Source organism: Pseudomonas peli, from assembly GCF_050563605.1.
In the GTDB taxonomy this organism is placed as follows: Bacteria; Pseudomonadota; Gammaproteobacteria; order Pseudomonadales; family Pseudomonadaceae; genus Aquipseudomonas; species Aquipseudomonas peli_A.
This window is the reverse complement of sequence record NZ_JBNXUH010000007.1, coordinates 113,076-137,739: the sequence shown is the minus strand read 5'-3', so window position 1 is coordinate 137,739 and position 24,664 is coordinate 113,076. Positions and strand designations below refer to the sequence as shown.

Annotated in this window: 18 protein-coding genes; 7 read left to right on the top strand and 11 right to left on the bottom strand. The window is 63.6% G+C overall.

Annotated features, from left to right (window positions below):
• Positions 1-111 precede the first annotated feature (111 nt).
• Together ACQ4LH_RS10660 and ACQ4LH_RS10655 are read right to left on the bottom strand one after the other, a co-directional pair.
• A complete protein-coding gene (locus ACQ4LH_RS10660) occupies positions 112-2,232 on the bottom strand; it encodes a putative bifunctional diguanylate cyclase/phosphodiesterase (RefSeq protein ID WP_430697142.1) in 2,121 nt (706 codons plus the stop codon).
• 98 nt (positions 2,233-2,330) lie between these two features.
• Entirely contained in the window at positions 2,331-2,630 is a 300-nt protein-coding gene (locus ACQ4LH_RS10655; RefSeq protein WP_430697141.1) for a hypothetical protein, read from the bottom strand.
• 396 nt (positions 2,631-3,026) lie between these two features.
• Here ACQ4LH_RS10655 and pgm point away from each other — a divergent pair, with 396 nt between their 5' ends.
• From pgm to ACQ4LH_RS10640, 3 genes are all read left to right on the top strand, one after another.
• Positions 3,027-4,679 carry a phosphoglucomutase (alpha-D-glucose-1,6-bisphosphate-dependent) gene (gene pgm, locus ACQ4LH_RS10650; RefSeq protein ID WP_430697140.1) on the top strand — a complete coding sequence of 551 codons (1,653 nt, stop codon included), beginning with the start codon at positions 3,027-3,029 and terminating at the stop codon, positions 4,677-4,679.
• A gap of 128 nt (positions 4,680-4,807) precedes the next feature.
• Positions 4,808-4,966, top strand: a complete 159-nt coding sequence (locus ACQ4LH_RS10645) for a DUF3309 family protein (protein ID WP_090251631.1) — start codon at positions 4,808-4,810, stop codon at positions 4,964-4,966.
• Positions 4,967-5,074: 108 nt separating this feature from the next.
• Positions 5,075-5,440, top strand: a complete 366-nt coding sequence (locus ACQ4LH_RS10640; RefSeq protein ID WP_430697139.1) for a winged helix-turn-helix domain-containing protein — start codon at positions 5,075-5,077, stop codon at positions 5,438-5,440.
• Here ACQ4LH_RS10640 and ACQ4LH_RS10635 read toward each other — a convergent pair.
• The 3 genes from ACQ4LH_RS10635 to dksA form a co-directional block, all read right to left on the bottom strand.
• A complete protein-coding gene (locus tag ACQ4LH_RS10635; RefSeq protein ID WP_430697137.1) occupies positions 5,435-13,939 on the bottom strand; it encodes a GH36-type glycosyl hydrolase domain-containing protein in 8,505 nt (2,834 codons plus the stop codon). The two genes, ACQ4LH_RS10640 and ACQ4LH_RS10635, sit on opposite strands and share 6 nt — an antisense overlap.
• A 304-nt stretch (positions 13,940-14,243) precedes the next feature.
• Positions 14,244-15,131, bottom strand: coding sequence for a tRNA glutamyl-Q(34) synthetase GluQRS (gluQRS, locus tag ACQ4LH_RS10630; RefSeq protein WP_430697136.1), 888 nt, complete (start codon positions 15,129-15,131; stop codon positions 14,244-14,246).
• Positions 15,132-15,191: 60 nt separating this feature from the next.
• On the bottom strand, positions 15,192-15,635 hold the full coding sequence (gene dksA, locus ACQ4LH_RS10625; protein WP_090251641.1) for an RNA polymerase-binding protein DksA: 444 nt from the start codon (positions 15,633-15,635) through the stop codon (positions 15,192-15,194).
• Between the two features lie 195 nt (positions 15,636-15,830).
• Here dksA and ACQ4LH_RS10620 point away from each other — a divergent pair, with 195 nt between their 5' ends.
• On the top strand, positions 15,831-17,012 hold the full coding sequence (locus tag ACQ4LH_RS10620) for a pyridoxal phosphate-dependent aminotransferase (protein ID WP_430697135.1): 1,182 nt from the start codon (positions 15,831-15,833) through the stop codon (positions 17,010-17,012).
• Complete coding sequence (gene sfsA, locus ACQ4LH_RS10615; RefSeq protein WP_430697134.1) at positions 17,002-17,709, top strand: DNA/RNA nuclease SfsA; 708 nt, start codon at positions 17,002-17,004, stop codon at positions 17,707-17,709. The genes ACQ4LH_RS10620 and sfsA overlap by 11 nt, the downstream gene beginning before the upstream one ends.
• A gap of 22 nt (positions 17,710-17,731) precedes the next feature.
• Here sfsA and ACQ4LH_RS10610 read toward each other — a convergent pair whose 3' ends face one another.
• Together ACQ4LH_RS10610 and ACQ4LH_RS10605 are read right to left on the bottom strand one after the other, a co-directional pair.
• Complete coding sequence (locus tag ACQ4LH_RS10610) at positions 17,732-18,910, bottom strand: glycosyltransferase family 4 protein (RefSeq protein ID WP_430697133.1); 1,179 nt, start codon at positions 18,908-18,910, stop codon at positions 17,732-17,734.
• Between the two features lie 58 nt (positions 18,911-18,968).
• Positions 18,969-19,871: a LysR family transcriptional regulator gene (locus ACQ4LH_RS10605; protein WP_430697132.1), complete on the bottom strand. Its 903-nt coding sequence runs from the start codon at positions 19,869-19,871 to the stop codon at positions 18,969-18,971.
• Between the two features lie 82 nt (positions 19,872-19,953).
• Here ACQ4LH_RS10605 and ACQ4LH_RS10600 point away from each other — a divergent pair, with 82 nt between their 5' ends.
• On the top strand, positions 19,954-21,087 hold the full coding sequence (locus ACQ4LH_RS10600; protein WP_430697131.1) for an SRPBCC family protein: 1,134 nt from the start codon (positions 19,954-19,956) through the stop codon (positions 21,085-21,087).
• Between the two features lie 3 nt (positions 21,088-21,090).
• Here the strand turns inward: ACQ4LH_RS10600 and cysZ are convergent, their stop codons facing one another.
• On the bottom strand, positions 21,091-21,843 hold the full coding sequence (cysZ, locus tag ACQ4LH_RS10595; protein ID WP_430697130.1) for a sulfate transporter CysZ: 753 nt from the start codon (positions 21,841-21,843) through the stop codon (positions 21,091-21,093).
• 268 nt (positions 21,844-22,111) lie between these two features.
• On the opposite strand from cysZ, the gene trxB reads away from it, so the two are divergent.
• Positions 22,112-23,059, top strand: a complete 948-nt coding sequence (trxB, locus tag ACQ4LH_RS10590; protein WP_430697129.1) for a thioredoxin-disulfide reductase — start codon at positions 22,112-22,114, stop codon at positions 23,057-23,059.
• Between the two features lie 200 nt (positions 23,060-23,259).
• Here the strand turns inward: trxB and ACQ4LH_RS10585 are convergent, their stop codons facing one another.
• The 3 genes from ACQ4LH_RS10585 to ACQ4LH_RS10575 all read right to left on the bottom strand — a co-directional run bounded on the left by ACQ4LH_RS10585 (position 23,260) and on the right by ACQ4LH_RS10575 (position 24,655).
• Positions 23,260-23,847 carry a putative glycolipid-binding domain-containing protein gene (locus ACQ4LH_RS10585; protein ID WP_430697128.1) on the bottom strand — a complete coding sequence of 196 codons (588 nt, stop codon included), beginning with the start codon at positions 23,845-23,847 and terminating at the stop codon, positions 23,260-23,262.
• Positions 23,848-24,020: 173 nt separating this feature from the next.
• Complete coding sequence (locus ACQ4LH_RS10580; RefSeq protein WP_430697127.1) at positions 24,021-24,365, bottom strand: HopJ type III effector protein; 345 nt, start codon at positions 24,363-24,365, stop codon at positions 24,021-24,023.
• Positions 24,365-24,655 carry a DUF1244 domain-containing protein gene (locus tag ACQ4LH_RS10575; protein WP_397495014.1) on the bottom strand — a complete coding sequence of 97 codons (291 nt, stop codon included), beginning with the start codon at positions 24,653-24,655 and terminating at the stop codon, positions 24,365-24,367. Before ACQ4LH_RS10575 ends, ACQ4LH_RS10580 begins: the two co-directional genes overlap by 1 nt.
• Positions 24,656-24,664: the final 9 nt, after the last annotated feature.

Genomic DNA, 24,664 nt, shown 5'->3' with positions numbered 1-24,664 from the left:
TTTCGCCTGTTTTTGCCTTGCGCTGGCTGCCTCGGAAACGTTTTTCAACGGCCTGCTAACGCTGCGGTTGTTCCCGTTTCGTCGCGCTGAGCAACGCGACGGGAATAGCGCTCAGGAGCCGGTTGCCTGGTGCAGCGTATTGATCGGCGAGCTGATGCCGAGGCGCAGCAGGTTGGCGAAGTCGTGCGCGCTGACCGGGTGGCTGAATAGAAAGCCCTGGCCTTCGGCGCAGTGGTGATGGCGCAGAAATTCCAGCTGCGCGGCTTCCTCGATACCTTCGGCTATCACCCGTTGTTTCAGGCTGTTGCCCATGGCAATTACCGCGCTAACGATAATGCCGTTGCTACTGTGAATGTCCTGAACAAAGGACTGATCAATTTTCAGCACATCGATGGGGAACTGGTTGAGGTAGCTGAGGCTGGAGTAGCCGGTGCCAAAGTCGTCCACTGCCACTTGCACGCCGAGGGTCTTGAGCTGTTGCAGAATCGCGGCGCTGGCCTGGGCGTCACGCATCAACACACTTTCGGTGATCTCCAGTTGCAGGTTGTTGGGGTTAAGGCCGGTGACTCTCAGGGCGCTTTCCACGCTGTCGACAAAGTCCTTGCGGCGGAACTCCAGGGCTGAAATGTTCACCGCAATCGAATCCAGGACATAGCCGCAGTTCTCCCAGCGCTTGGCCTGGCCGCAGGCTTGCAGCAGCACCCAGCGGCCTAGGGGGATGATCAGGCCGCAAGCCTCGGCCACCGGAATAAAACGCGCTGGCAGGACCATGCCCCAGGCCGGGTGCTGCCAGCGGATCAGCGCTTCGGCGCTGGTGATTCTGCCGCTGTGCAGGTCGATCTTCGGCTGGTAGTGAAGGGTGAATTCGTTGTTCTCCATGGCCGTGCGCAGGTGCGCTTCGATCAACTGGCGCTCGACCGCGTGAACATTCATCTCCTGATGGAAGAACTGGTAGTTGTTGCGGCCTTCTTCCTTGGCCTGGTACATCGCCGTGTCGGCATTCTTGATCAGACTTTCCGCATCCTTGGCGTCGTTGGGGTAGATGCTGATACCGATGCTCGAGGTGATATGCAGCTGTTGCTCGCCAATGCTGTAGGTTGCGGCCAGGGCGCTGAGGATTTTTTCGGCGGTGCGCGCGGCATCTTCGGCCGATTGGCTTTCGCTCAGCAGCACAACAAATTCGTCGCCGCCTAAACGACTGACCGTGTCGGAACTGCGTACGCAGTCGCTCAGGCGCAGCGCTACCGCTTGCAATAGCTGGTCGCCGATGCCATGGCCGAGTGAGTCGTTGATCTGCTTGAAGTTGTCCAAATCGAGAAACAGCAATGCCAGGCTGTTGCCACTGCGCTCGGCCAGGGCAATTGCCTGATTGATCCGGTCATTGAGCAGGGCGCGGTTGGGCAGGTTGGTCAGGGCGTCATGCTGCGCCAGGTGGGCCATTTTCTCGGTCATGGCATGGGTCGCTGTCATATCGTGGAAGACCATCACCGCACCTTTAAGGCGGTCGGCCGAGTCGTGAATCGGCGCGGCGGAGTCCTCGATGGCGGCCTCGCTGCCATCACGGCGGATCAGGATCGTGCCGGCCGCCAGCAGTTTGCTCTCATCGTGTTCCAGCGCCTTGAGGATCGGGTTGGGCACTGTTTTGCGAGTTTTGCCGTTGACCAGGTGCATCACCTCGTCGATTGGCAGGCCCAGAGCGTCCTCGAGTGACCAGCCGGTCATCTGTTCGGCGGCGTTATTCAGGTAGTCGACGTTGCCTTGCAGATCGGTACTGATCACCGCGTCACTGATCGAGTTGAGGGTCAGCTCGGCACGGGCTTTTTCGACAAACAACGCTTCTTCCACGGCCTTGCGCTGGATGATATTGCGCAGCGATTGCGGCACCAGATAACTGCTGAAGTGGCCCTTGGACAGGCAGCCCTGGGCGCCGCGCTGGATGGCGTCCCAGGTTTGCTGGTCATCATTCAGGGTCGTCAGGGTGAGGATCGGAATGCTCGAGGCGACGGCGAACAGCTGGTCGAAGGTGTCCAGGCCTTGGCTGTCCGGCAGGTCCAGGTCAACCATGATCGCGTCGATAGGCTCTTTGCGGTGGGTTTCCAGGCGCTGCAGGGCGTTCGCCAGGCTGGTCACCCATTCGATCAGAAACGGGCCGTCCTGGGCCCTTTCCAACACTTCTTCCAGGGTGGCAGCGTCGTCGGTGTTGCCGGTAATGATCAGAACGCGATTAGCCATGATGCTATCTTCCTTGCGCAACATTACGCAGGGCAGGTAAGGCGCTGCGTTGCCGATACGGCGTTAATCATCGTTGGAGCTGCAGTGCTGCTGCGCGCTCAGAAACGCAGCCCCGGCGGGGGCGGCTGTTCGAGCTGTGGCGCTTTAGCGGGCAGGCTGATCCAGCGGCTGTTTAGAGGCGCGGCGCTACTGGCAAGTTCAGTATTGTTTTTTTCAGGTTGCAGCCTGGCGTTGTGCAGGTTGCTGTTCTGCGCAGGTTCTGCGGTTGTCGTGTGCAGCGGTGCGTGGCTGAACACTTCAGGCGCAAATACCTCGGCAGAAACGTTGCTGCTTAGTAGCGCCGCCAGTATCAGGGCGCTGCTGGTGGCAATAGCGTGTGCGTAGCCAAGCTTGTGCATGTCATCTCTCCCTGTTCATGGACGCTTCTCACGTGCTTTTTCCAACGCACAACGTCCGGCCGCGGGGGTTAAGCCGCGCTAACGTCGACAACTGCAACTTTGCTACAGCCCGTTACTCGGGCTTTTATTTGGGGCGCGCCGCATGACCTGTGATTGAGCCTGGCCGTTCGGGCGTGGAGGCGGGGTGGCGCTGGGTTGGACTGTCCATAATTACCTCTGAGCAAATCCCATGCTGGCGCAAATACGGGGGGCGAAGCCTTTGATACCCCTATTGCAGAGCCTTTGTCCGTGCGCTACCGCACCTAGCGCGTTTTGGCATAAAGCCTGTCTGGATTACCCGGCCGGGCTGCTAAACTGGCGCACTTTTCACCGCCCGATCATTGTCTGGAGCCCCTTGTGAGCCCGCGTATTCACCCTTTGGCCGGTCAGCCGGCACCTGCGTCCCTGTTGACTGATATCCCTGCGCTGCTGGCGGCCTATTACGATATGCAGCCGGACCTGAGCGTGGCCAGCCAGCGCGTGGCATTCGGCACCTCCGGGCATCGCGGCAGTTCCCTGGCTTGCAGCTTCAATCAGGCGCATGTGTTGGCGATCAGCCAGGCGATCTGTGATTACCGGGTGGCCCAGGGCATTAGCGGCCCGCTGTTTATCGGCGCCGATACCCACGCGCTGTCGCAACCGGCGCTGGAAAGCGCGATTGAAGTGCTGGCGGCGAATGGCGTGCAGACCATGATCTCCGCTGGCGGCGAGTTCACCCCGACGCCGGCGATCAGCCAGGCCATCCTGGTGCACAACCAGGGCCGCAGTTCGGGCCTGGCCGATGGCATCGTCATCACCCCCTCGCACAACCCGCCGGACAGCGGCGGCTTCAAGTACAACCCCAGTAACGGCGGCCCGGCCGACAGCGATATCACCACCTGGGTGCAGAACCGCGCCAATGCGCTGCTCGAAGGCGGTCTGCGTGAGGTCAAGCGCATGCCCCTGGCGCAGGCGCGGCAGGCGGCCAATGTGCAGGAATACGATTACCTCGGCAGCTATGTCAGTGATCTGGGCAACGTCATCGACTTCGCGCCGATCCGCGCGGCTGGCCTGCGCCTGGGTGTCGACCCGCTGGGCGGCGCCGGGGTGCATTACTGGGCACGCATCGCCGAGCAGTACGGCCTCAATCTGGATGTTGTGAGCGAGATTATCGATCCGCAATTCGCCTTTATGAGCCTGGACTGGGACGGGCAGATCCGCATGGACCCATCCTCCAGCCATGCCATGCAGCGCCTGATCGGCCTGAAGAATGGCTACGACATCGCCTTTGCCTGCGACACCGACTACGACCGCCACGGCATCGTCGCGCCGAGCGTGGGCCTGCTGCCGGCCAACCACTTCCTCAGCGTGGCCATCGATTACCTGTTCCAGCATCGCCCGCAGTGGAACGCCACAGCAGCGGTGGGCAAGACCCTGGTCAGCAGCGCGATGATTGACCGTGTCGCTACGCGCCTGGGTCGGCCGCTGCAGGAAGTGCCGGTGGGCTTCAAATGGTTTGCCGGCGGCCTATTCGACGGCTCCCTGGGTTTTGGCGGCGAGGAGAGCGCCGGAGCGACCTTCCTGCGCCGTGATGGCCGGGTCTGGACCACCGACAAGGACGGCATCGCTTTGGCCCTGCTGGCTGCCGAAATGACCGCAGTGAGCGGGCGTGACCCAGGCGAGTTGTATCAGGGCCTGAGCGATGAGTTCGGCGCGATTTATGCCGACCGCGTTGATGCACCGGCGACCCCTGCGCAGAAGAAAGCCCTGGGCAAACTCTCGCCCGCGCAGATCAGCAGCCGCGAACTGGCCGGTGATGCCATCACCCAGGTGCTCGACAAGGCCCCGGGCAATGGCGCGGCGATTGGCGGGATCAAGGTGATCAGCGAAGGCGGCTGGTTCGCCGCGCGGCCATCGGGCACCGAGGACATTTACAAGATCTACGCCGAGAGCTTTCGCGATGCCGCGCACCTGCAGCGTATCTTCAGCGAGGCGCAGCAGATAGTTGATGGGGCACTGGTCGCCGAATAGGGGTGCGTCTGTCGGTTCGATAACGCACCGACGGCTGCAGCAGTGGCGCGCAGCATGATGGAGCGCTTGGGTGCCATCTCGGCACCTGTTGTTCCGGCGTGCTGCAGTGACTCATCAAGGAGAACGCCATGAGCCTGGGTACCATTCTATTGATCGTGCTGGTGCTGTTATTGATCGGCGCCATACCGGCCTGGCCACACAGCAGAAGCTGGGGTTACGGGCCTACGGGCGGTTTGGGCGTAGTGGTGGTGGTGCTATTGGTGCTGCTATTAATGGGCCGAATATAACCGCTACCTGACATGTCCCACGGCCGCTGCGCAGCAAGTGGTTTGCCGCTTTCGCCTGAGTGAATCAGGCGTTAGTCTGCGCAGCGTATCCCCTGCTGTGGTCGCCGCATGTACCGTCTTGATCTGAAAATCCGCCTGTATAACGGTGCTGATATTGCCATCGGCCCCGGCAAGGCCGAGCTGTTGGCGGCTATCGCCCAGCATGGTTCGATCAGCGCCGCCGCGCGCGCCATGGGCATGTCCTATCGGCGTGCCTGGCTGTTGGTGGAAACCATGAACCGCAGCTTCAAGCAGCCGCTGGTCAGCACCCTGGCTGGCGGCAAGCAGGGCGGTGGCACCCAGCTCACCGCTACCGGTGAGCTGGTTCTGCAGCGCTACCGCACCCTCTGCACCGCCGCCATGGCAGCGGTGCAGAGTGGTTGTGACGAGCTGGCCGAGCTGCTGGCCGAACCTTGCGCTAACAACGACCTATAACTCGATCCGCAAGCGATGCGCCGCGCCATCCAGGGCCACTCTCAATGACCCTTGCGAGCAGTCGATGGGCTGGTCGTCCAGCCAGGCCTGGCGAATGCCCTGGCTGCGTTGCGCCGGGTTGCTCAGCTCGATCTGGTAGTGGCTGCCGGCCAGGGCGATACGTGCGCTAAAGCCTGGCCACTCGGCCGGGATGCACGGGTTGAGCAGCAACCAGTCACCCTCGCGGCGAATACCGAGAATCCCTTCTACACCTGCGCGGTGCATCCAGCCGGCCGCCCCGGTGTACCAGGTCCAGCCGCCGCGACCGTTGTGCGGCGCCACCGCGTAAACATCGGCGGCCAGCACATAAGGTTCGACCTTGTAGCGCTGGCAGGCCTCAGGGCTGTTGCCGTGGTTGATCGGGTTGACCAGGTCAAACAGGGCAAAGGCCTGCTGCGCAGAGCCGAGCTGGCAGTACGCCAGAATCGCCCACATCGCCGCGTGGCTGTATTGCCCGCCGTTCTCGCGCAGGCCCGGTGGGTAACCCTTGATATAGCCGGGGTCCAGGTGCGTTTTGTCGAATGGCGGGGTGAACAGCAGGGCGATGCCGTCGTCCTCGCGGATCAACTGGCGTTGCATGGAGGCCATCGCCATGTTCACCCGCAGCGGATCGGCGCTGGCCGACAGCACCGCCCAGGACTGGGCAATTGAGTCGATCCGGCACTCGCTGCTTTGCACCGAGCCGAGCCAGGTGCCGTCATCGAAGGTCGCGCGGCGGTACCACTTGCCATCCCAGGCATAGGTCTCCAGCGCCAAGCGCAGCTGCTCGGCATGCGCTCGCCAGCGCGCCGCGCGGGGGCTGTCATACACCTCGGCATAGGGTGCGAACAGCGCGATGGTGCGCAGCAGCAACCAGCCCAGCCACACGCTTTCGCCCTTGCCGTGCTCACCCACGCGGTTCATGCCGTCGTTCCAGTCGCCGCCGCCAATCAGCGGCAGGCCCAGCTCGCCGGTCAGTTGCAGGCATTGGTCGAGGCCACGGGCGCAGTGCTCGAACAGCGAGGCCGGCGCATCGGCCTGCATCGGCTGGAAGAACGCATCGTGCTCGCCGGCGGCCAGCAGCGGGCCTTCGAGAAAGTCCAACTGTTCATCGAGAATCGCCGCATCGCCGCTGCACTGGATGTACTGCGCGGTGGCGTAAGCCAGCCACACCCGATCATCGGAGATGCGCGTGCGTACGCCCTGGCCGGAATGCGGCAGCCACCAGTGCTGCACGTCGCCTTCGACAAATTGGCGGCTGGCCGCGCGCAGGATATGCCCGCGGGTTATCGACGGGCTGGCGAAGGTCAGCGCCATGCCGTCCTGCAGCTGGTCGCGGAAACCGTAGGCGCCGCTGGCCTGGTAGAACGCCGAGCGCGCCCAGACGCGGCAGGCCAGGGTCTGATAGAGCAGCCAGCCGTTGAGCATGATGTCCATGGCGCGGCTCGGGGTTTGCACCTGCACCGCGCCGAGCACGCGCTGCCAGTGCGCCTGCACCTTGAGTAGCACGGCGTCCAGATCGGCCTCGCGGTACTGCGCAATCAACGTGCTGGCCTGCTGCTCGCTGGCGCATTGGCCCAGCAGCCAGAGCACTTCCACGCTTTCCCCGGGTTGTAGCTCCAGTTGGCATTGCAGCGCGGTACAGGGATCGAGCCCCGCACCGAGGTGGCCGCTCAGCGGCGCCAGGCGGGCCAGGGCGGCGGGTTGCGTGAGGCTGCCGTTACGCCCGATAAACTCGCTGCGATCCCCCGTCCAGCTGCTTTGTCGGCCGCCCAGGTCACTGAATGCGCTGCGCCCGGTAAAGGCGATGCTCCACGGGTTGCGTACCAGAATGGCGCCGGTGGCACTGTCCTGCTGGCTGACGATAAACGGCGCGCTGGCCGCCCGCGTGCTGCCCAGCACCCATTCGGCATAGGCAGTAACGCTCAGGCGGCGTGGCCGGCCGGAGAGGTTGCGCAGGGTCAGCCGAGAAATCTTGATCGGGTCTTCCAGCGGCACGTATTGCAGCAACTCCATGGCAATCCCGCCGGCCTGGTGGCTGAAGCGGCTGTAGCCAAAGCCATGGCGGGCTTCATAGTGGCCGCTGTCACGCAGCGGTTGGGCGGTGGGGCTGAACAGCGCCAGGCTGTCCTCGTCGCGTATATACAGGGCTTCGCCCGGCGGGTCGCTGACCGGGTCGTTGGACCAGGGCGTGAGCTGGTTTTCCCGGCTGTTGTCGGCCCAGGTGTAGCCGCTGCCTTCGGCCGAGGCCTGAAAGCCGAACTGCGGATTGGCGATCACGTTGATCCACGGCGCCGGGGTGTTGCTCCAGGCGTCCAGGCGCACCACGTACTCGCGGCCATCCAGGTCGAAACCGCCCAGGCCGTTGGCAAACTCCAGCGGGCTGGGCGGCGGTGCGTGGAATACCGGAATGGGCTGCGCACTATGGTTGCTGGCGCTTGGCGGTACGGGGCTGGGGCAGGGCGGAATACGCGCCAGCTGCTCGGAAATCGGCCCGCGATGGGCCACCAGCAACACTCGGGCGACGGCCTGCAGGCGTTCGCGGTATTCACCGCTGAGCAGATCGGCGCGCAGCACGAATACCGAGCCCTGCGCCAGTTCAGCGGCAAAGCGCGGGCGCGACTGGCTGCTGCGCACGGCGGTTTCGATGGCCACCTGCAGGTCCTGCAGGTAGGAGGAGGCATGCTCGTTGACGATCACCAGGTCCACGGCCAGGCGCTTCATCCGCCAGTATTCATGGGCGCGCAGCAGTTGCCGCACCTGGGCGATGTCTTCTGCGTCACTGATGCGCAGCAGGACTATTGGCAGGTCGCCGGAAATCCCCTGGGACCACAGCCCGGACTGGCTGCCGAGGCCGCGCAGCATGCTGGCCGGCGGTGCGCGAAAGCGTGAGTCGGCGTACAGGATGGGCGCAGCCAGGCGCTGAAAGTCGGCCGCTTCGGCGGCAAGCATATCGAGGTGGCGCAACTCCACCTGGGCCTGGGTCCAGGCCAGGGTTTTCGCGCGCTCGAAAGCGCTGCGGTCATGGTGTTTGTCGATCAGATCAAGCAGTGCTTCACGGGAGGAGGCGACCACCGTCCAGAACGCCACGCGGGCGATCTTGCCCGGCTCGACCAGCAGGCGTTGGCGCAGCGAGAAGATCGGATCGAGTACCGTGCCGACGGTATTCGACAGGCGTTGGCCCTGGCGAATCACTGCTGCAGCGTGCAGCGCGCAACTGCGCCCGAGAAACTTCGCGCGGTCGGATTCGTACTGCGGCTCGGCACTCACTTCACCTTCAACCACGGCAAAGTGCGCGGCCCACAACGACGGCTCGCTGGCGCTGCGCGGGCGGCGCGTGGCAATCAGCGCGCCGAAGGCAGGCAGGTATTCAGTGACCACAAACAGCTTGGAGAACGCCGGGTGGGCGTTGTCGTTGGCGGCGCTGGCAAGTACCAGTTCGGCGTAGGAGGTCAGTTCGATCTCCCGGGTGATGCGGCCACTGTTGGTCAGCGAGACGCGGCGCACTTCACCGTCGTCCTCGCCGGAGACCAACACTTCCAGGCTGGTGGTGAGGTTGCCGTCGTGGCGGCTGTAGCTGGCGTAGTCCTCGGCAAACACCACTTCGTCGTACGGGTTGCTGCTGCTCGGCTGCGCGCCCAGGGACCAGCGGGTGCCGTTGCGGGTGTCCGAGAGAAAGATGAAAGAGCCATGTCGGTCGCGGGTGCTGTCTTCCTGCCAGCGGGTGATGGCGATGTCGCGCCAGCGGCTGTAGCCCGCGCCGCTGGCGGTGAGCATCACGCTGTAACGGCCGTTGCTGAGCAGGTGGGTGACCGGCGGATTGCCGTTGAAGTGGCTCAGGCGGCGTTCGCTGTGCAGCTCGCTGGCGGTTTCCGCGGCGCAGGCGCTGACCTCTTCGGCACGCGGGTGGGCGACCGCGACATTGCGTGGCATGCGCTCCTGCAGCAGCAGTTCGCAGGCCTGGATCATCGGTTCGCGGTGGAAGCGGGCGCGCATCTGGCCGTCATGCAGGGTGTTGGCAATGGCGACGATGCTCATGCCCTGATGGTGGGCCATAAAGTTGCGCACGATGGCAAACGGCTGGTCGTCCGGCAGGCGCGTGCGGGTGAAGTCCAGCGCCTCGTAGAAGCCATAACGCCCCAGCGCACCCATCTGCGCCAGGCGGCGGTAGTTGGCCAGTGCACCTTGCGGGTTGACCATGGTTGCCAGCCCGGTGGCGTAAGGGGCAATCACCCGGTTGGCGGATAGCCCGCGCTTGAGGCCCAGGCCCGGTACGCCGAAGTTCGAATACTGGTAGGTCAGCTCCATGTCGCGGGCGTTGTAGGCCGATTCGGAAATCCCCCAGGGGATGCCCAGGGCATTGCCATAGGCGGCCTGGCGCGCCACCACCAGACGGTTGGTCTGCTCCAGCAGGCTGCCGGCCGGGGCGCGCATCACCAGTGAAGGCATCAGGTACTCGAACATCGAGCCGGACCAGGAAATCAGCGCCGAACCGCTGCCCAGCGGCGTGGCCGTGCGGCCCAGGCGGAACCAGTGGCGGGTGCTGACATCGCCTTTGGCGATGGCGAACAGGCTGGCCAGGCGCGCTTCCGAGGCGAGCAGGTCATAGCAGCTGCTGTCCAGGCTGTTGTCAGCCAGGCAGAAGCCGATCGACAGCAGTTTGCGCTCCGGCTCCAGCAGGAAGGCAAAATCCATGGCTAGAGCCATGCCACGTGACTGTTCGGCAGTGCTGCGTAGATCGGCATGCAACTGCATGCGTTGACTGTCGGTCAGTTGCGCATCCTGCAGTTGGTCGCCGATGGCATGGGCGAGGGCCTGCAGCCAGAACAGCAGGTCATTGGCCTGGCCAGCGTCGTCGAGCTGGGCGATGCCGTTGGCCAGCTGGGCGGCCTTGTCGCTCAGGCGTAGCAGGGTTGGCAGCAGGCTGGGCAGCAGCTGATTGCCATGCAGCCCAGCCTTGATCTGTTGCAGCAATTCATCCAGCTGCTTGCCGCGTTCGCTGGCGGCCGCAGGCAGGGCGGCCAGGGTGGCGCATGCCAGTTCCAGGTTGTCGTGCAGACCAAGGCGGGCATCCGCGCTGACCGGCGCCTTGAGCCATTCCTCGCAGGCATTGGCGACCACCAGCAGGTGGCCGGCCAGGTTGCCGCTGTCCACGGACGACACATAGGCCGGCGCCAGCGGGCGCAGGTCCTGGGTGTCGTACCAGTTGAAGAAGTGCCCGCGATGGCGCTGCAGTTGCTCCATGACCGCCAGGGTGGCTTGCAAGCGGGCGAGGCTGCGCTGGGTGCCGGCCCAGCCGAAATCGCGCGCAGCGATGGTTGAGAGCAGGTACAGGCCCATATTGGTCGGCGAGGTGCGGTGGGCGATGACCGCTTTGGGGGTTTCCTGAAAATTATCCGGTGGCAGCTGGTTGTCTGCCGTGCTGACAAAGGTTTCGAAGAAGCGCCAGGTGCGCCGGGCGATCAGCCGCAGCTCAGTGGTTTGCGACGGGTCGATCAGCAGACGCTTGGAGACGCGGGGCGAACGGCTAACCCGCATGGCGATTGCCGGCGCGCTAAGCCAGAGCAGGGCGAACGGCAGCACCAGCGGCCAGATGGCCGGCGACCAGAACAGCGCCATGGCGCACAGCAGCAGGCCAAGCAGGGTGCCGCCGGCCATGCCGCAGTAGAAACCCAGCAGCTTCAGACGCGGGCTGATCGACGCTTGTGCGGCGGTGGTCCATTCCAGCAGGTTGCGCCGGGTGATCAGCAGGCGGGTCAGGGTGCGGCTGATCGCATCGAGCATGCGCCAGCTCTGATCAGCGAGAAACGTCAGGTTCAGCGCGCTTTGCAGCAGGGCCAGCAGCAGGTCATCACGCAGCTTGCCGAGGTGGCTGCGCAAGCGAATACCGGCGCGCGCCGGCAGCAGGCCGAAGCACAGCGGAAAAAGGGCTGGGATCAGCACACTGGCAATCAGCAGCAGGCTGGCGCTCAGTGCTGCTGGTAACGGCAGCAACCAACTCATGCCCAGCGCCGCCAGGGTGGCTGGCGCCAGCAGGGAGCGGCGCAGGTTGTCGAGCATCTTCCAGCGGCCGATGCTCGGCAGCGCCTGTTTGCCGCTGAAAGGCCCGAGAATCCACGGCAGCAGCTGCCAGTCGCCACGGGTCCAGCGGTGTTGGCGCTTGCCGGCCACGTCGTAGCGCGAGGGGAATTCCTCGACCACTTCCACATCCGAGGCCAGGCCTGCGCGGGCGAAAACGCCTTCGAACAGGTCATGGCTGAGCATGCTGTTTTCGCCGACCCGGCCGGCCAGTGCGGCCTCGAAGGCATCGATATCGTAGATGCCTTTACCGGTAAAGGAGCCTTCTCCGAACAGGTCCTGGTACACATCGGAGACGGCCGCGGCGTAGGGGTCCATACCGCCGGGGCTGGAGAAGACCTTCTGGTACAGCGAGCCTTCGCGCTGCAAGGGCAGCGAAGGGGTGACCCGGGGCTGCAGAATCGCGTAGCCGCCGACCACCCGTTGTAGCTCGGTGTTGAAGCGCGGCTGGTTCAGTGGGTGAGCCATCTTGCCGATCAGGCGCAGCGCCGCATCACGCGGCAGGCGGGTGTCGGCATCCAGGGTGATGACATAGCGCACATCAGTCGGTACGCGCTGGCTTAGCCCAGGCACCTCGGTAAAGCTGGTGTCATCGGCACCGCGCAGCAGGCGATTGAGTTCATGCAACTTGCCGCGCTTGCGTTCCCAGCCCATCCAGACGTTTTCACTGGGGTTGAACTGGCGCCGCCGGTGCAGCAAGAGAAAACGGCTGCCGGCGATGCCGGGACCATATCGCAGGTTGAGCTGGCCGATGGCGGTGCTGGCCAGCTGCAACAGCTCGGCGTCGCTGGCCAGGTTTTCCTGGTCGGCATCCAGGCCGTCGGTCAGCAGAGCGAAGGTCAGGTCGCCGCCATGCCCGGCCAGGTGATGCACTTCCAGGCGCTCGATCTGCTCCAGCAGATCAGCCTCACTGCCCAGCAGGGTCGGTACGGCAATCAGCGTGCGCAGGCTGCTGGGCACCCCTTCGCTGAGCTCCAGGCCCGGCAGGCCCATGGCGCCGAAGCTGGTACTGACCGCGCGATTGACCAGCGCGGTGGCCACTTCGGTCGCTGGCAGAAAGCCCAGCACACCCAGCGCCAGCAGCCAGCCAGCGGTGACGCCCTGGCCGGCCAGGCTGTATAGCGCAAGACCCAGGAGCAGGCTGGCGAGGCCGACGATGGCGCCGACGTAGCCGGGCATGCCGAGGTGCATGTGGCCACGGCTGATGCGCAGGCGCAGCGGCGGGCGGAAGTTGATGCGTTGTTCCAGCGCCAGGCGGCCTTCGGCGATCAGGTGGTAACCGGGGTCGCTGGTGCGCGGGTCGGCATTCTGGGTTTCGCTGGCCTGCTGCGTAGCCTGCAGCGCCTGTTCGGCAACCTCCAGTTCACTGCAGGCGCTGCCACGGGCCAATTGCTCAATGGCGCTGCGGTACTGGTTGCGGGTGGCAAAATCCATCGCGGCAAAGTTGCTGCGCTCGGCCAGGCACGCATCTACCAGGCTGACGTTCTCGAACAGCTGCGCCCAGTCGATGGAGGAAATCAGGCGCATGCTGTTGATGATATTGCGCACCGTGAGGTTGGACGCGCCCTGGCGCTGCAGGGCGTGCTGCACCACTTCTTCGATGCTGCTGCCCTGGGCGCCGAGGCGCGCTTCCAGCCAGCCCAGTGCGGGGGTGGTGAGCGGGTCGTGGTCACGCAGGCGTTTGGCCAGTTGCGCGGCAAACGGCTCACTCAGCGGTGTGCGGGCGCGCTCGTGCAGCTCCTTGTCGAGCGCCGCGTGGGGCGCGTCTGGACCCAGTAGGCGGTTGGCCAGGGCGTCGGCATCGGCCCGTGCGCTGCGCCCGGCGGTCATCTGGTCGGCAAGGCGGCGCAGGTTCTCGATCAGCACGATGCGCAGGGTGATCGCCACCGCCCACAGCTCGCCGATGGTTAGCGGCTGCACCTGCTGATAGGCGACGATAAAGCGCTGCAGGATGTCCGGGTCGAAGTGGCTGTCGGTGTGGGCGATAAACGCCCAGGCCATGCCCAGCACCCGTGGGTAACCGGCAAAGGGACCGCTGGCCAGTTTCGGCAGCTGGCGGTAATAGCCAGGCGGCAGGTCATCGCGGATCTCGCGAATCTGCTCTTCGACAAGGTGGTAGTTGTCCAGCAGCCACTCGGCGGCCGGCACGACGCTGCGGCCATTGGCCAGCTCGGCGGCGCTGGCGCGGTAGGCTGCGAGCAGCACCTTAGCGTTGTCGTTCAACCGTCGATGCAGCGACAGCACCGATGGCGGCTTGGCGCTGATCGGCTGGGCCGCAGCCAGGGTGCAGGCATGTTGTTCGAGGCGCTCGATGCCGAACAGCTCTTCGCGTACCGGGGCGTGATCGAGCCATGGTGAGGGTGCAGCGGCAGAGCTGAATAGAGCAGTGAACACTGAGGTCATGGGGCGCGGTTCCAGCCATCATTGGCATGCGCGATGGGCGTCGAGGTGCGAGGCCCATCTGAGAGGCCGCGACAGCGAACCTACGAAGTCACGACTGGCGTGCCCCTGTTGCTTCGTCGTGCTGATTTTGCGTATTGGCCGTAGAGGCTGGTGTGACCGGCCAACACCCAAGACCCGGGTACCGCGATGGCGTGGTAAACCTACGCTATCGGGAAGAATGCTGTCGCAGCATTCCCAGCACCCTACAGCAGGGCTCTAGCTGGCGTCTGTTCGCTAGAGGACATAGAACGAAATGCTTAGGCGCTTAGCGAAGTTGGGCTTCTGCGAGCGTCAGGCTGCGCGGAATGCGAGTGGCATCCCAATGCTGGCTGGCCCAGCGCAGCAGCTCAGCGGGCTGACCGAAACTGGCGCCGTCCGGCAAGGTCTGGCCCAGCGCGCGCAGGGCGCGGATCAGCAGCGGAGTGGCCTGGTCGGCTGGCAGCGGTGGCGAGCGGTAGGATTTGCCCAGCTTGTGGCCATCCGGCTGGATAATCAGCGGCACATGCAGGTAGCGCGGTTGCGCGAAGCCGAGCAGCTCCTGCAGGTACAGCTGGCGCGGGGTGGAGTCGAGCAGGTCGGCGCCGCGCACCACGTCGGTCACGCCCTGCCAGGCATCGTCGAGCACCACGGCCAGCTGGTAGGCATACAGGCCATCACGGCGGCGAATCACAAAGTCGCCCACCTCGCGGCCCAGGTGCTGGCGGTAGTCGCCCTGCACCCGGTCGACAAAGTGGTAGGTCAGTTCCGGCACGCGCAGGCGAATCGCGGCATCGGCAAAACCGTGGCCAGCGTTGCGGCAGGTGCCGGGATAAATGCCCTGGCTGCCTTCCAGTTGCTTGCGTGAGCAGGTGCAGGCATAGGCCAGGCCCTGACTGAGCAGGCGTTCGACCAGCGCGGCGTACTCGCCGTGGCGCTCGCTTTGCCGCACCAGCTCGCCATCCCATTCGAAGCCGTAGCTTTCCAGGGTGCTGAGAATGCCGGCCTGGGCACCGTCGACTTCCCGTGGCGGGTCGAGGTCTTCCATACGCAGCAGCCAGCGGCCATTTACCGCCCGCGCGTCGAGGTATGACGCAAGAGCTGCGACCAGTGAGCCGAAGTGCAGATAACCGCTAGGGGTGGGGGCGAAGCGGCCAATATAGGCGGGTGTGTTCATGTCTGGCACACACAGGGAGACAGAAACAACAGAGGGTGCCGAAGCACCCTCTGGGTCAGATCAGGAACCGATCTGCTTTTCTTTGATTTCCGCCAGGGTTTTGCAATCAATGCAAAGGGTGGCGGTGGGGCGGGCTTCGAGGCGGCGGATGCCGATTTCGACGCCGCAGGAATCGCACCAGCCGTAATCGTTGTCTTCGATCAGTTGCAGGGTTTCGTCGATCTTCTTGATCAGCTTGCGCTCGCGATCACGGGCACGCAGTTCCAGGCTGAATTCTTCTTCCTGGCTGGCGCGATCCGCCGGATCGGGGAAGTTGGCTGCTTCGTCCTGCATATGGTGCACAGTACGATCAACTTCCTGCATCAATTCCAGCTTCCACTTGTTGAGGATGCCGGTGAAGTGGGCGCGCATCGGCTCACCCATGTATTCCTCACCCTTTGTTTCTTTATAGGGCTCGAAACCACGAGTCAGTTGGCTGCTTTTTGCTTTTGCTTTGGTGGGCATGGATGACCGCCTCTCACTCTTCTAATCCACTGCGCAGGACGGTGTCCCTTGCCCGTTCTACGTCGAGTAGAACTGGCCCTGCGGCTGCAAGCGGGCGAACTTACCAGAACAACTCCCGCCGCGCCACTCCCGGTTGTCGTGGTTGCGCCGGGTATGCTTTAGAATCCGCGGCTTATCTCCCACGCAGACAGTCCCATGGCCCAGTCCTACAGTGCGCGCAGCCGCGCCATAGAACCTTTTCACGTGATGGCGCTGCTGGCTCGTGCCAATCAGTTGCAGGCCGACGGCCATGATGTGATTCACCTGGAAATCGGTGAGCCGGACTTCACCACCGCCGCGCCGATTGTCGCTGCAGGGCAGGCGGCCCTGGCCGATGGGCATACTCGTTACACCGCCGCGCGCGGCCTGCCGGCCCTGCGCGAGGCGATTTCCAGTTTCTATGGCCAACGTTACGGTCTGGATATCGATCCGCAGCGCATTCTGATCACCCCGGGCGGCTCGGGCGCCTTGCTGCTGGCCACCAGCTTGTTGGTTGACCCCGGCAAGCACTGGCTGCTGGCCGACCCCGGTTACCCCTGTAATCGCCACTTTCTGCGCCTGGTCGAAGGCGCGGCGCAGCTGGTGCCGGTTGGCCCGGATGTGCGTTATCAGCTGACGCCCGACCTGATCGAGCGTTATTGGGATCAGGATAGCGTCGGCGCACTTGTGGCGTCGCCAGCCAACCCGACCGGCACCTTGCTTAGCCGAGATGAGCTGGGCGGGTTGTCCCAGGCGCTGAAGGCGCGCGGCGGCCATCTGGTGGTGGATGAGATCTACCACGGCCTGACCTACGGCGTGGACGCTGCCAGCGTGCTGGAAGTGGACGATGAGGCCTTTGTACTTAACAGTTTTTCCAAGTATTTCGGCATGACCGGCTGGCGTCTGGGTTGGCTGGTGGCGCCACCGGCTGCGGTGCCGGAACTGGAGAAGCTGGCGCAGAACCTCTATATCAGCGCGCCAAGCATGGCCCAGCATGCTGCCTTGGCGTGCTTCCAGCCGCAGACCTTGGACATCCTCGAGCAGCGCCGCCATGAGTTCCAGCGCCGCCGCGATTTCCTCCTGCCCGCGCTGCGTGAGCTGGGCTTCAAGATCGCTGTGGAGCCGGAGGGTGCCTTCTATTTATATGCCGATATCAGCGCCTTCGGCGGTGATGCCTTTGCTTTCTGCCAGCACTTTCTGGAAACCGAGCATGTGGCCTTTACCCCTGGCCTGGATTTTGGCCGCTATCAGGCCACGCAGCATGTGCGTTTTGCCTACACCCAGGATCTACCGCGTCTGCAGCAGGCGGTGGATCGCATCAAGCGTGGCCTGATCAGTTGGCAGGCCCATGCAGTTTGAGCCGCCGCTAGAAGAAGGCCGTCTGCTGCGCCGCTACAAGCGCTTTCTCGCCGATATCGAGACCGCCAGCGGCGAGCTGCTGACCATCCACTGCGCCAATACCGGCTCGATGCTCAACTGCATGAGTGAAGGCGCGCGCATCTGGTTCAGTCGCAGTAACGACCCCAAGCGCAAGCTGCCGGGCACCTGGGAGATCGGTGAGACGCTCCACGGGCGTCTGGCGGTGATCAACACCGGGCGCGCCAATGCCCTGGTGGAGGAGGCGTTACGTGCCGGGCTGATTGCCGAGCTGAACGGCTTTACCAGCCTCAAGCGCGAAGTGCCTTACGGCCAGGAACGCAGCCGCATCGATTTTCGCCTGGACTACCCGACAGGCGCGGCGTTTGTCGAAGTTAAGAGCGTCACCCTGGGGTTCGCCGATAGCCGCGTCGCCGCCTTTCCCGATGCGCGCACCGAGCGTGGCAGTAAACACCTGCGTGAACTGGCTGCACTGGCCCGTGAGGGAGTTCGCGCGGTGCAGTTGTATTGCGTCAACCTGACGGACATCGACGCAGTGCGCCCGGCCGAAGAAATCGACCCGGCCTATGCCGCCGCTTTGCGTGAGGCGGTGAGCGCCGGTGTTGAAGTGCTGGCTTACGGCGCGGCGATCAGCGCTCAGGGTGTGCAGCTGATCAAGCGTCTGGATGTGCGGTTGTAGGAACGGAGCTTTCCGTTCCTCTTCAATGCTGCGTTCTGCCGGCCGGCAACTCTTGCGCAGGCTGCATGGCGCTGCGCAGATGCTGCTCGAACAGCTCGACAATCGCCGGCCAGCCCTGGCGTGAGGCATGCAGCCGGGCATTCAGGCGCACCCGGCGCAGGCCCTCGTGGTCGGTCAGCAACCAGCTGGCGGCGTCGATAAAGCCTTGTTCGTCCTCGGCCACCGCCAGCGCGCCGTTATGCCCGTGGCGGATATGCTGCGCGGCCGCCGCTTGATCAAACGCCACCACGCCAAGCCCGGAAGCCAGGGCTTCGAGCACCACATTGCCGAAGGTTTCCGACAGGCTGGGAAACACAAACAGATCGCCCGAGGCGTAATGAGCGGCCAGTTCTTCTCCACGCTGCAGGCCGCAGAACACCGCCTCGGGCAGTTGCTGCTGGAGGCTGGTGCGCTGCGGGCCATCGCCTACCAGAATCAGTTTCAGCCGCCGCTGCGGGTGCGCTTGCTGCAGTGCCTGAAAGCTCTTGCTGAGCAAGGCTAGGTTCTTTTCTGCGGCCAGGCGGCCGACATGCAGGATGGCGATGTCCTGTTCCGCCAGGCCCCAGCGCTCGCGCAAGGCCGCGCAACGTTTGGCCGGGTGGAACAGCTGGCTGTCGACACCTCTTGAGAGCAGTTCCAGGTTGTCGAAGCCACGGCGCTGCAGCTCGATCTGCTGGCTGACGCTGGGCACCAGGGTCATCTGCGAGCGGTTATGGAACCAGCGCAGGTAATTGGTCAGAAGGCGGGTTAATAGGCCAAAGCCGTAATGCCCGGTGTATTGCTGGAAGTTGGTGTGAAAACCGCTGACTACAGGGATCTGCAGGCGCCGCGCGGCGCGCAGGGCAGACAGCCCCAGCGGCCCTTCGGTGGCGATATACAGCACATCCGGGCGCTGCCGTTGCCAGTTGCGCAACAGCTTGTGCATCGACGACTGACCCCATTGCAAACCGGGGTAGCCGGGCAGCGGCCAGCCACGGGTTAGCAATAAATCCTGATCGGCCGCGCCGCGCGGGTCGACGCTCTGCCGCGGACGCACCAGTTGCACGCGATGGCCACGGCCGCGCAGGCCATCGACCAGGCGACCGAGGGTGTTGGCCACGCCGTTGATTTCCGGCGGGAAGGTTTCGCTGATTAGCGCGATATGCAGGGAAGCTGTGCTCATGGCAGCAGTGTCCGCTGCCGCTATGTAATGACTGTGACGCTTTGATTGCGTTTGTATTTCAGTCGAGCAGCTCGATCAGTTGCTGGCGCAGCCAGGCGTGCGCAGGGTCGAGGTGCTGTTGCTGATGCCAGATCAGGCTGACCTGCACCGGCGGCATATCGAAAGGCAGCGGCGCGATTTCCAACGCATGCACCGGGGCGAAAGCCTCGGCCAGGCGCGCGGGCACGGTGCCGAGCAGATCGGTCTGAGCGACGATGGCTGGGATCGGCAGGTAGTTGGGCAAATGCAGCGCCGCTTGCCGCCGCACCCTGGCCGAGCCGAGGACGATTTCCAGCGGCGAGCCACGCCCGGCGCGTGGCGTTACCGTGATATGCCGCGCCTGTTGGTAATCCTCCAGGCTTAGCCCTCCGATAAAGGCCGGATGCCCGGCGCGGCCGATGGCCACCAGCGGCTCTTCGCGCAGCGGCGTGTAGTGCAGGTCGGGCGAATCGAAATGCAGGTAGTCGATGGCCAGGTCCAGAGCACCGCTTTCCAGGCGTTGCACCAGGCTGTCGGCATCATCGGCTTGCACCAGCAGCTCGACCTGCGCGGCGACTCGCGTCAGATGCGCCTGCAACATGGGCAGTAGCGCGGCTTGCGCGTAGTCGTTAAGCGACAGGCTGAAGGCATGCGGCGTCTGCGGGTCAAACGGCTCGGCCGGGCCCAGGCCTGTCTGCAGCAGGCGCAGGGCCTGGCGCACTGGTACATACAGCGCCTGGGCGCGGGCGGTGGGTGTCATGCCGCGGGCGGTGCGCTGGAACAGCTCTTCGCCCAGCTGTTGGCGCAGGCGGGCGAGGGCGTTGCTCACCGTCGATTGGCTCAGGTGCAGGCGCTCGGCGGCGCGGGTCAGGTTGCCTTCCTGCATCAGCGCATCGAAGACCAGCAGCAGGTTGAGGTCCAGCTGACGCAAATTCGTTATCAAGAATAATGCTCTTTTTAAATATCCATTATTCGAATGATCTGGCCGCGCCTAGACTGCTGTCAATCCGCACAGGAGTAACGCCGTGGCCTATAACAACGACAATGCCCAGGCTTTCCGCATACGTTATCGGGATGCCATCCACCCGCTTTACAACCCCTGGCTGCATGCCGCCTTTGTGCTGGCCTACGGCCTGACCTGCGTCAGCCTGCTGTGGCGCACCCTGGATGCGGTGGCGCTCTGGCAGTGGCTGCTGGTGCCGCTGAGCCTGGTGTTCTTCAGCTGGGGCGAGTACCAGGTGCACAAGCGCCTTGGGCACAACAAGACGCGCTTCGGCCAGCTGTTCTACAAGCGCCACACCGGCGATCACCACAGCTTTTTCGTCGAAGGCCAGATGCGCTACGAGACGCCGCGCGACTGGCGGGTGATCCTCTTTCCGGCCTGGCTGATCGTGCTTTACAGCCTGCCGCTGCTGGGCATCTGGTGGTTGCTGGCACCTATCGACGGCAACCTTGCCGCGCTGTTCGCCGGCAGCATGCTGCTGGGGTATATGAGCTACGAGGTGGTGCACGCCTGCGAGCATCTGCCGGCCGAGCACCCCGTCGCGCAGCTGCCGTGGATTCGCCAGATGCGCCGCCTGCATGCGTTGCACCATCGTCGTGAGCTGATGCATTCGCGCAACTTCGGCATCGTTCATCCACTGATGGACTGGCTGTACGGCACCCTGCACTGGGAGCCTGAGCCGGCGTATCAGCAGAACCGCCAGCAGCATCGCGTGCATATCGCCCGCCCGGCCGACGCGGTGCTGAGTTATGCCGCCGCCCCCATTCACTGGCCCGAATGGCACCCGTCCTCGTTGCGCATCTATGTAAGTGATGGGGGCCGCGAGGGCGCGTTGCTCGCCGGTGAAGTATTTGAGGAAGATATCCACGCTGGCGGGCGCACCGGCCATCTGCGCTGGGATGTGCTCGACTACCAACCGGCACGCCGCTGGCAGGCCAGCGCCCGAGGCGATCACGGCCTAGGGCTGCTGCTGACCTACGAGTGCCTGGACGGCAAGGGCGGTTGCGAGTTTGTCCGCACTCTGGAATACGGCTTCGACGGTGTGTTGATGCGCCTGGCCAACCGTCTGTTGCTGAGCCGGCGTATCGAGCGCGAATCCCAGGCCTCGATGCAGGCGCTGCGCGCGGTGCTCGAGCGCAGCGAGCCTACCCAATAGGACTCAACGAGTGGACGTGAGCGCCTGCTCCTGGCGTTCACGCACCCAGAACACCGTGGCGCCGGCCACTGCTGCCGGCATCATCAGGATATTCAGCCCTGGCACCAGCAATGCAGCGTAGGTGATGCCGCCAAAGCCCAGGCTCTGCCAGCGTTTCTCCCGCAGCCAGGCGAGCATGTCCTGCCAGCTCATCTTGTTGTTGTCCGCGGGGTAATCGATGTACTGAATCGCCATCATCCATACGCCAAACAGCAGCCACAACGGTGCAGCGATCAGATTGACCACCGGAATAAAAGTCAGGATCAGCAGGCCAATGGCGCGCGGCAGAAAATAGCCCAGCTTGCGCATCTCGCGGCCCAGGGTGCGTGGCACCATTTCAATCAGTTCGCCCCAGCGGAATGCTGGGAAAGGGTCTTCGCCGCGCACCACCACCTCGACTTTCTCCGCGAGAAAGCCGTTAAACGGTGCGGCGATGATATTGGCCAGCAGGGTGAAGCTGAAAAACACCATCAGCAGCACCAGTACCACAAACAGTGGCCACAGCACGTATTCGAGAAAACTCAGCCAGCTCGGCAGGCTGGGCATAAAGGTGTCGACCCAGCCACCGAACTGCTGCATGGCCAGGTAAATCAGGCCGACGAAGAGGATCAGGTTGATCGTCAGGGGCAGCAGCACAAACAGCCGCAAGCCAGGGCTCAGGACCAGTTTCAGGCCTTCGCTGAGGTATTGCGGGCCGGTCAGTACGGGAGCAGGCATGGGTGGGAGTCTCCGCGAGGTTGAAGTCGCGCCGACCTTACCGGCTTTGTGTGGCAGGTGAAAGCCTCTGCAACGGGCGCTAATGATTGCCGGGGCGCGTTATAGCGTTTGCCTATGCAAGGGATTGGCAAAGCATATTTCCGCCATGTACTGGGCGGGCATAGGCTGCGCGTCATCCCTTTGCGGGGCTTCCAATCTTACTGCCTTCCCCTAGGTACTCGCGGAAGTCCCTTTTTATTGCTGCCGGCATTGCCGGGAGGAGCTGTTGATGTCTGCTGATCGTCATGCCCGCGTGATCATTCTGGGCTCCGGCCCTGCCGGCTACAGCGCTGCGGTCTACGCCGCGCGGGCCAATCTCAAGCCGCTACTGATCACCGGCCTGCAGGCCGGCGGCCAACTGACCACCACCACCGAGGTGGATAACTGGCCGGGCGATGTACATGGTCTGACGGGCCCTGCGCTGATGCAGCGCATGCAGGAGCATGCCGAGCGCTTTGAGACGGAAATTGTCTATGACCATATCAATGCCGTGGACCTGGCTGGCAAGCCATTCACCCTGGTCGGCGACAGTGGTACCTACACATGCGATGCGTTGATTATCGCCACCGGTGCCAGCGCCCGTTACCTGGGCTTGCCCAGTGAAGAAAGCTTTATGGGCAAGGGTGTTTCCGCTTGCGCCACTTGCGATGGTTTCTTCTACCGCAACCGCGATGTAGCAGTGGTGGGTGGCGGCAATACGGCGGTGGAAGAGGCGCTGTACCTGGCCAATATCGCCAGCAAGGTGACCCTGGTGCACCGCCGTGAAACCTTCCGCGCCGAGAAAATCCTGCAGGACAAGCTGCAGGCGCGGGTCGCCGAAGGCAAGATCGTCCTCAAGCTGAATGCCGAGGTGGATGAAGTGCTCGGCAACAACATGGGCGTGACCGGCGTGCGGGTGAAGAACAACGATGGCAGCTTCGATGAGTTGAGCGTTGACGGCCTGTTCGTCGCCATCGGCCATACGCCGAACACCTCGTTGTTCGAGGGTCAGCTGGCGCTCAAGGACGGCTATCTGGTGGTCAACGGCGGCCGTGAAGGCAATGCCACCGCCACCAGCGTGCCGGGCGTGTTTGCTGCCGGCGATGTGGCTGACCACGTTTACCGCCAGGCGATCACCTCGGCCGGTGCCGGCTGCATGGCGGCGCTGGATGTGGAGCGTTATCTCGACGGTCAATAAGCCTGAGAATGCAAAAAGCCTCGATTGAATCGGGGCTTTTTGCTGTCTGCGGTCTGCTTAGAATCTGTTTACGATCTTGCGAGCTAGAGCCAGACAAGGCAAAAACAGCCGAGGAAGCGGAGTTTACGAGTTGTAAATGAGCATTCCGAGGCTGTTTTTAACGCCGGATGGCCGACGCGCAGCAGATCGTAAGCAGGTTCTTAGACCCAGGTGTTCAGCTTCAAGTCCCGCGAGCTCATGCGCAGAAACTGGTCGCTGGCTTTGACCAGCAAGGCGTGTTCATCGACGGTTAGCTCGCTGCTCTTTTTGCCCTGCGCTTCGCTGCGGTACAGGGTTGTCCCGCCTTCTTCGCGCAGGCGCTGGTAGCGCTGGCTGCGTGCTTCCACCTTGAGCGTCAGCAGGTCGACATAGGCGACTTGCATCAGTTCGCTCTGGCCGGTTTCCAGGGCGCAGCGCTGCAGAGCTGGGGTGTGGGTAAAGGGTGACTCGGAGAGCATGACCTGCTGGCATTCGCTGAGGTCCGGGCGTGGTTCGCCGTTATGGAACCAGTTGCCACGGATATCGCGCTTGAGGTTGAGGCTACGTTGGCCGTGGTTGTCGACCTTCAGCCACAGGCGCCGAAAGCGCCAGCGTGGGTCGCAGTTGAGCACGTATGTGGCAGCGATGCTGTGGCCTTGCAGGCTCTGCATCAGATGACTGGTGGCGTTGATGCCGTGTTCATCGATGTTCAGGCGCAGATTTTCCACGCCGGGGTTGTGCCATGGTTTCCATACCAAGGTCTGCTGCATTTCAGCGACTCCAAGCCAGGTAAGGTTGGAGAAACCGGGGAGGCGCGGCAATGACGCTGCACGGAGCACCTTCCCTGGTGTTCTCGTTCAAGTAATGGCGCGCAGCATAGGGGGATTTAAGTGTGATGTCTGTCAGCTTTTGCCGACAGTTGCGCAAGTTTCTGCGCGTGTGATTACAGGCTGTTGCGCTGCAGCGACGGCTGTTCGAAGCGCACGCCCGCCAGGCCGGTGTCCATCAGTGCGCGGATATTGCCGTGGTCGCTGCCGCTCGGGGTGGCCAATACGCTGCGGTAATGCTCGCCAAAGCACAGCAGGGTTTCTTCCAGGCTCAGGCCTTCGAGCAGGGCCAGGCCGAGGGTTTTGCACGAGCCTTCGTTCTGCCCGGCCGCGTTGGCTACATTGCCATTGCTGAAGGCGCTGGGCTGGTACTGGTAGTGCTCGGCAATAAACGCCAGGGTTTCGGCGAAGGTGAAGTGCTCGCCGCGCAGCTTGGCGCGAAAGTCGTTGAGGCTGCTCATTACTTTTTTCCTTTGCTGAAGGCGGCCTGCTGCTCGGCGCTGGCTTCCTTCTGGTATTTGGTTTTCCATTCGGCATACGGCATGCCGTACACCTCTTCACGCGCCTCGTCCGGGGTGATGGCGACGCCGATGTCGTCGGCGGCGGCCTTGAACCACTTGGACAGGCAGTTACGGCAGAAACCGGCGAGGTTCATCATGTCGATGTTCTGCACGTCGGGGCGTGAGCGCAGGTGTTGCACCAGGCTGCGAAAGGCGGCGGCTTCAAGTTCGAGTCGTTCTTGCTCGGTCATGGCGATGCT

Excerpts from the sequence above, each read along its gene's own strand:
- ACQ4LH_RS10660 (WP_430697142.1), bottom strand. The coding sequence starts at position 2,232 with ATGGCTAATCGCGTTCTGATCATTACCGGCAACACCGACGACGCTGCC.
- ACQ4LH_RS10655 (WP_430697141.1), bottom strand. The coding sequence starts at position 2,630 with ATGCACAAGCTTGGCTACGCACACGCTATTGCCACCAGCAGCGCCCTG.
- ACQ4LH_RS10645 (WP_090251631.1), top strand. The coding sequence starts at position 4,808 with ATGAGCCTGGGTACCATTCTATTGATCGTGCTGGTGCTGTTATTGATC.
- ACQ4LH_RS10640 (WP_430697139.1), top strand. The coding sequence starts at position 5,075 with ATGTACCGTCTTGATCTGAAAATCCGCCTGTATAACGGTGCTGATATT.
- ACQ4LH_RS10635 (WP_430697137.1), bottom strand. The coding sequence starts at position 13,939 with ATGACCTCAGTGTTCACTGCTCTATTCAGCTCTGCCGCTGCACCCTCA.
- gluQRS (WP_430697136.1), bottom strand. The coding sequence starts at position 15,131 with ATGAACACACCCGCCTATATTGGCCGCTTCGCCCCCACCCCTAGCGGT.
- dksA (WP_090251641.1), bottom strand. The coding sequence starts at position 15,635 with ATGCCCACCAAAGCAAAAGCAAAAAGCAGCCAACTGACTCGTGGTTTC.
- ACQ4LH_RS10620 (WP_430697135.1), top strand. The coding sequence starts at position 15,831 with ATGGCCCAGTCCTACAGTGCGCGCAGCCGCGCCATAGAACCTTTTCAC.
- sfsA (WP_430697134.1), top strand. The coding sequence starts at position 17,002 with ATGCAGTTTGAGCCGCCGCTAGAAGAAGGCCGTCTGCTGCGCCGCTAC.
- ACQ4LH_RS10610 (WP_430697133.1), bottom strand. The coding sequence starts at position 18,910 with ATGAGCACAGCTTCCCTGCATATCGCGCTAATCAGCGAAACCTTCCCG.
- cysZ (WP_430697130.1), bottom strand. The coding sequence starts at position 21,843 with ATGCCTGCTCCCGTACTGACCGGCCCGCAATACCTCAGCGAAGGCCTG.
- trxB (WP_430697129.1), top strand. The coding sequence starts at position 22,112 with ATGTCTGCTGATCGTCATGCCCGCGTGATCATTCTGGGCTCCGGCCCT.
- ACQ4LH_RS10585 (WP_430697128.1), bottom strand. The coding sequence starts at position 23,847 with ATGCAGCAGACCTTGGTATGGAAACCATGGCACAACCCCGGCGTGGAA.
- ACQ4LH_RS10580 (WP_430697127.1), bottom strand. The coding sequence starts at position 24,365 with ATGAGCAGCCTCAACGACTTTCGCGCCAAGCTGCGCGGCGAGCACTTC.
- ACQ4LH_RS10575 (WP_397495014.1), bottom strand. The coding sequence starts at position 24,655 with ATGACCGAGCAAGAACGACTCGAACTTGAAGCCGCCGCCTTTCGCAGC.